The sequence below is a fragment of the Mycobacterium sp. TH-M25 genome (genome assembly GCF_057473665.1).
This window is the reverse complement of the sequence record NZ_JBYCLA010000547.1, coordinates 1-5,191: the sequence shown is the minus strand read 5'-3', so window position 1 is coordinate 5,191 and position 5,191 is coordinate 1. Positions and strand designations below refer to the sequence as shown.

The 5,191-nt window shown below is 66.5% G+C and carries 8 protein-coding genes; 5 read left to right on the top strand and 3 right to left on the bottom strand.

What is annotated here, in order from left to right:
• On the bottom strand, nucleotides 1–200 hold a 200-nt coding region (locus AC2VOU_RS18285), incomplete at its 3' end, for a GNAT family protein (RefSeq protein WP_486958641.1).
• A 55-nt stretch (nucleotides 201–255) separates the two neighbouring features.
• On the opposite strand from AC2VOU_RS18285, the gene pgsA reads away from it, so the two are divergent.
• The 4 genes from pgsA (at nucleotide 256) to pspM (ending at nucleotide 3,116) form a co-directional block, all read left to right on the top strand.
• Complete coding sequence (gene pgsA, locus AC2VOU_RS18280; RefSeq protein WP_486958640.1) at nucleotides 256–852, top strand: CDP-diacylglycerol--glycerol-3-phosphate 3-phosphatidyltransferase; 597 nt, start codon at nucleotides 256–258, stop codon at nucleotides 850–852.
• 189 nt (nucleotides 853–1,041) lie between these two features.
• Complete coding sequence (gene clgR / locus AC2VOU_RS18275; RefSeq protein WP_486958639.1) at nucleotides 1,042–1,368, top strand: transcriptional regulator ClgR; 327 nt, start codon at nucleotides 1,042–1,044, stop codon at nucleotides 1,366–1,368.
• A gap of 87 nt (nucleotides 1,369–1,455) precedes the next feature.
• Nucleotides 1,456–2,280 carry a phage shock protein PspA gene (gene pspA, locus AC2VOU_RS18270; protein WP_486958638.1) on the top strand — a complete coding sequence of 275 codons (825 nt, stop codon included), beginning with the start codon at nucleotides 1,456–1,458 and terminating at the stop codon, nucleotides 2,278–2,280.
• A 14-nt stretch (nucleotides 2,281–2,294) separates the two neighbouring features.
• The gene (gene pspM / locus AC2VOU_RS18265; RefSeq protein WP_486958637.1) at nucleotides 2,295–3,116 is read left to right on the top strand and encodes a phage shock envelope stress response protein PspM; all 822 of its coding nucleotides are present in this window, start codon (nucleotides 2,295–2,297) and stop codon (nucleotides 3,114–3,116) included.
• A gap of 3 nt (nucleotides 3,117–3,119) precedes the next feature.
• Here the strand turns inward: pspM and AC2VOU_RS18260 are convergent, their stop codons facing one another.
• Both AC2VOU_RS18260 and AC2VOU_RS18255 read right to left on the bottom strand, forming a co-directional pair.
• Nucleotides 3,120–3,533 (bottom strand): DUF5313 domain-containing protein, encoded by a 414-nt coding sequence (locus AC2VOU_RS18260; RefSeq protein ID WP_486958636.1) that lies wholly within the window; start codon nucleotides 3,531–3,533, stop codon nucleotides 3,120–3,122.
• Between the two features lie 5 nt (nucleotides 3,534–3,538).
• On the bottom strand, nucleotides 3,539–3,961 hold the full coding sequence (locus AC2VOU_RS18255) for a limonene-1,2-epoxide hydrolase (RefSeq protein WP_486958635.1): 423 nt from the start codon (nucleotides 3,959–3,961) through the stop codon (nucleotides 3,539–3,541).
• A 39-nt stretch (nucleotides 3,962–4,000) separates the two neighbouring features.
• Between AC2VOU_RS18255 and AC2VOU_RS18250 the strand changes: the two genes are divergently transcribed.
• Nucleotides 4,001–5,158 (top strand): glycosyltransferase, encoded by a 1,158-nt coding sequence (locus AC2VOU_RS18250; RefSeq protein ID WP_486958634.1) that lies wholly within the window; start codon nucleotides 4,001–4,003, stop codon nucleotides 5,156–5,158.
• Nucleotides 5,159–5,191 lie beyond the last annotated feature (33 nt).

The following is a 5,191-nucleotide window of genomic DNA, read 5'->3' as shown; positions in this document are numbered from 1 at the left end:
AGAGCGCCGCAGCCGACCACCACGCCTCGCTGCTCGGCCACCCAGAACTCCTGGACGGCCTCATACAGCGTCACGAGGTTCTTTTCCAGCAGGATCTTGCCCGCGTAGGTGTCGACTAGTTGCTTGATTAACGGTACGTCCGACGTGCGCGCGCGCCGGATCGTCGGCCCGTTTGCCGGTGGTCCGCTCGCTGCGTTCACGAAGTGCAGCGTATCGGTTTAGAACCTTCCAGCCGGTAACCGATATTCTGTTGCCGTGTCGGGGCAGCCGCAAACAGGTCCGGTGGTTCCGCATGTTCGCGTTACCAACCTTGCCAATGTGCTCACGCTGTTGCGGCTGGTGCTGGTACCGGTTTTCCTGTTGGTGTTGTTTGCCGGCAATGGGCACGAAACCCCCAGCCGTATCATCGCGTTCGTCGTGTTCGCGGTCGCGGTCATCACCGATCGCTTCGACGGTGCACTGGCGCGCAACTACGGGATGGTGACCGAATTCGGCACACTGGCCGACCCGATTGCCGACAAGACGTTGATCGGCTCGGCGTTGATCGGCCTCTCGATGCTCGGGGACCTGCATTGGTGGGTGACGGCGGTCATCCTTGCCCGCGAGGTCGGAATCACCGTGCTGCGTTTCGTGATGTTGCGTCATGGCGTCATTCCCGCCAGCCGCGGCGGCAAGCTCAAGACCCTGGTCCAGGCCGTCGCCATCGGGCTCTTCGTCCTGCCGCTGTCGGGGGCCTGGCTAATGGCGGCGTGGGCGATGATGGCGGCCGCGATCGTCTTGACCCTGATCACCGGGTTGGACTACGTCGTCTCCGCGTTCAGGGATTCCCGTGGACGACCCGCTGCTGACTGACGATGCGCGTGGGCTGGTCGCAGACCTGACCGTTCGCAGTCACAGAGGCGGGCACGGCCTTGATGGGCACCGAGGTGGTCGAGCTGGGGTTGTCCGGAACGCGGTGATACTTCCCCGGCGGGGAACCAACCGCCGGACCGCGCACGTTGACCAGATGAACGCAAGCTGACCGACCGTAAGGAGAGCGCGATGCCGTCACTGCTGCGCGAGGTTCTCGGCGACGTTTTGCGTCAAGCCCGCATCACCCAGGGCCGGACGTTGCGACAGGTGTCCGACAGCGCGCGGGTCAGCCTGGGATACCTCTCCGAGGTCGAGCGCGGCCGTAAGGAGGCATCCAGCGAGCTGATCGGTGCGATCTGCGACGCACTGGAGGTGCCGCTGTCTCAACTGCTCACCGACGCCAGCGAACAGCTGGCCGTTCGGGAGTCGGCCGGGGCCAGCTCCACAACTGCCGCCAATATCGACGCCAGTACCAAAGTCGTCATCCCGCCGGTCGCGGCCCTGGCTATCGCCTGACACGACGAGCACGGGTGTAGCAATCGCGGTGGAGACGCTAGGTTGAGCCTGACGACAGACATCTACACACGGAGGCGGAGCTCACCGATGGCCAACCCGTTCGTCAAAGCGTGGAAGTACGTCATGGCGCTGTTCAACTCGAAGATCGACGAATACGCCGACCCCAAAGTGCAGATCCAGCAGGCCATCGAGGAAGCGCAGCGGCAACACCAAGCGCTGACCCAGCAAGCCGCACAGGTGATCGGCAATCAGCGTCAGCTCGAGATGCGGCTCAACCGCCAGCTCGCCGACATCGAGAAGCTCCAGGTCAACGTCCGCCAGGCGGTAACGCTCGCCGACAAGGCCACCGCCGCGGGTGACGCCGCTAAAGCCACCGAATACAACAACGCCGCCGAGGCGTTCGCCGCCCAACTGGTGACGTCCGAGCAGAGCGTGGAAGACCTCAAGGCACTACATGACCAGGCGCTGGGCGCCGCCGCGCAGGCCAAGAAGGCCGTCGAGCAGAACGCCATGGTGCTGCAGCAGAAGATCGCCGAGCGCACCAAGCTGCTCAGCCAGCTCGAGCAGGCCAAGATGCAGGAGCAGGTCAGCAAGTCGCTGCGGTCGATGAGTGAGATCGCCGCACCCGGAACCACGCCGAACCTCGATGAGGTCCGCGACAAGATCGAGCGTCGGTACGCCAACGCGCTGGGCCAGGCCGAGTTGGCCCAGAGCTCGGTGCAGGGCCGCATGATCGAGGTCGAGCAGGCCGGCGTGGAAATGGCCGGCCACTCCCGTCTTGAGCAGATCCGGGCATCGATGCGCGGTGAGGCCCTGCCTACTGGCGGCGCACCCGCCAATCCGGCGGGGGCCGCCGACTCCCCGGCCGCCGCGCCTCAGGCCGCGGCGCCCGAGAAGCCGCTCGGTCAGTAGGGGACCGGCGGGCGATGGCAGTGCGGTCAGGTCGCAACGCTGCATTACGGAACCTGTTGCTGCGGGGGCTCGACACCGCCAGCGATCTTTCCGAGCTGGTCTTCCAAAAAATCAGCGCGGCAACCGATCCCCGGGAAAGACAGCTGCGACGTCGCCGCCGGGCGCTGCGATGGGGTCTGATCTTCACCGCGGGAACCATCTTCTGGGGCGTGGTGACCGCGATCCTGGCGGCGTGGGGATGGTTCGCGTTACTGTTGGAGATCACCGGGGGAGTCGCTGTCGCGCAAGCGATGATCGCGACGTTGCTGTTGATCCGCTACCGCTGGCTGAAAGCCGATCCACTGCCGCCGCAGCGGCCCACCAGCATCCGGCGCCTGCCGCCACCGAGTTCGGCCGCACGTCCGGCGATGTATGCGCTGGGTGCTTCAGAGCGCGGCTTCTTCTCCTTGCTCGGCGTTATAGAGCGCGGCAACATGTTGCCTGACAACGAGATTCGCGGCCTGACGGCGGCGGCCAAAAACAGCTCGGCCGCCATGGCGGCCACGGCGGCCGAAGTGGTGTCGATGGAACGCGCGGCTCATGCGGCACCGCAGTCGCGTTCGTACCTGGCGCCAACGATCAACGCGTTCACCGCGCAATTGAGCGCCGGTGTGCGTCAGTACAACGAAATGGTTACCGCGGCAGCGCAGTTGGTGTCCTCCGCGAACGCGGATCTTGGTGCCGTGCTGGTGGCCTCGCGACAGCGTTACCGCGACGAATTGGCCAGTGCCATCGATCGCCTGGCCGGTTGGTCACAGGCGTTCGACGAACTCGGCGGGCTGCCGCGCCGCGCGTAACTGTCAGATGTCATGGCGGCGAGTGGTCGACTCGTTCCTGGGGCCATAGCGCTCGATGTATGACTGACGCATCTGCTCCTCGCGCTTACTGCGACGCGCGTCAACCAAATCGGGGTCGAGGCCGTGCACCTGCAGCATGTGCCGGCGCCACACCTTGTTCAGCGCGTGGGAAAAGTACACGAACGGAATCAAGATCGGCAGCGTCATGCTCAGGTGGACGTCCAGCGTCGTTGGGATCAGCCAGAACGGGGCGAGCACCAACACCGCCGGAACGGCGACCCGCCGCATCATCCGGCCTGTTGCACCCTTGCCGGCCAAATCGTTGCGCACCCAGTCCCGCATCGAGTCGGGCAGTCGGCCACCGCAGCAGTACCGGATGAATTGAAAAGTGTTGGGGCGTACGCCGTTGCCGGACATGACGGTTACAGCGATGCCCGCAGCGACGGCACCACGAGGCCGGCGAGGCCACGCAGCGTCGCTTTGAAGATGTCAAAGAAGTCGAAGTAGTCGCGCCACAAGGTGATCTGCCCGTCGTGGACCTCGAACACGCCGCACACCCAGAACTGCAGGCGCAGCGGGCCGAAGATCAGGGCGTCGGTGCGCTCGGTGAGCACCGCAGCCCCATCGGCGGCGATCCTGTGAATTTTCACCTCGAAGCCGCTGGCGCCGCCCAGGGAGCTGAACAGCTTCATCGCGCGGCGACGGCCGTGAATCGTTGGCAGCCCGACGTTCTGGTACACCAGGTCGTCGGCCAATACGGTGCTTGCGGTGTCGAGGTCGGCGTCCTGCAGTGCGTGCAGGAAGACCTCCACAGTGTGGGTGTTCTCCAGGGTCTGCTCGGTCATGATCACCAGCCTAACCAGTGGTTGTGGCAGGGTGGGGCGATGCGCGTCGCGGTGGTGGCCGGCCCGGATCCCGGTCACGCCTTCCCGGCGATCGCGTTGTGTCGACGATTCCTGGTGGCAGGCGATACACCCACCTTGTTGACCGGCGCCGAGTGGCTGGATACCGCGCGCGCCGCCGGCGTCGACGCCGTCGAACTGGCCGGGCTCGACCCAGCCCCGGGCGACGACGACGGCGACGCGGGAGCCAAGATCCATCAGCGCGCCGCCAGGATGGCCGTGCAGAATCGTGCGCAACTGCAGGCGATGGTACTGGACCTGGTGGTGTCCGATGTGATCACCGCCTGCGGCGGGATGGCTGCCGAACTGCTGGGACTTCCGTGGATCGAGCTCAACCCGCATCCGCTGTACCGACCGTCCAAAGGGTTGCCGCCGATCGGCAGTGGACTGGCACCCGGTACCGGAATTCGCGGCCGGTTGCGGGACGCCGCGATGCGCGCGTTGACGGCGAGGTCTTTGCGGATCGGCACCCGACAACGGGAGCAGGTCCGCGTCGGAATCGGGTTGCCGGCATCTGATCCCGGGCCGTTGCGGATGTTGATCGCCACCCTGCCGGCGTTGGAGGTGGCCCGCCCCGATTGGCCGGCCGGTGCCGTCGTCGTCGGTCCGCTGCACTTCGAGCCGACCGATCAGGTGTTACCGATTCCGCCCGGTTCGGGGCCGGTGGTGGTTGTGGCGCCGTCGACGGCGACAACCGGGACCACCGGAATGGCCGAGACGGCGCTGGACAGCCTGGCGCCCCTCGGCGTGCGGCTGGTGGTGTCGCGACTCAACGGTCCGGAGCTGGCGTTGCCGTCGTGGGCGGTCGCCGGGCTGGGCCGCCAAGACGAACTACTGTCCCACGCCGATCTGATGATCTGCGGCGGCGGACACGGCATCGTCGCCAAGACACTGCTGGCCGGGGTGCCCCTGGTGGTGGTCCCCGGCGGCGGCGATCAGTGGGAGATCGCCAACCGGGTTGCGCGCCACGGCAGCGGGCGGCTGGTGCGGCCGCTGACCGGAGAAGCGCTGGCCAGCGCGGTGGCTGACGTGCTGGCGACGCCCGGGTATCGCGAGGCGGCGCGCCGCGCCGCATCCGGGGGGGCCGACGTGGCCGATCCGGTGCGGGTATGCCATCAGGCGCTGACCGTCGCCGGGTAGGTAGCTTGGCGGGGTGCGCCTCACTGAATTCAA

What these genes read in the sequence shown, in the direction of transcription:
- AC2VOU_RS18260 (WP_486958636.1), bottom strand. Translation starts at nt 3,533, where the DNA reads ATGTCCGGCAACGGCGTACGCCCCAACACTTTTCAATTCATCCGGTAC.
- pspM (WP_486958637.1), top strand. Translation starts at nt 2,295, where the DNA reads ATGGCAGTGCGGTCAGGTCGCAACGCTGCATTACGGAACCTGTTGCTG.
- AC2VOU_RS18250 (WP_486958634.1), top strand. Translation starts at nt 4,001, where the DNA reads ATGCGCGTCGCGGTGGTGGCCGGCCCGGATCCCGGTCACGCCTTCCCG.
- AC2VOU_RS18255 (WP_486958635.1), bottom strand. Translation starts at nt 3,961, where the DNA reads ATGACCGAGCAGACCCTGGAGAACACCCACACTGTGGAGGTCTTCCTG.
- pspA (WP_486958638.1), top strand. Translation starts at nt 1,456, where the DNA reads ATGGCCAACCCGTTCGTCAAAGCGTGGAAGTACGTCATGGCGCTGTTC.
- clgR (WP_486958639.1), top strand. Translation starts at nt 1,042, where the DNA reads ATGCCGTCACTGCTGCGCGAGGTTCTCGGCGACGTTTTGCGTCAAGCC.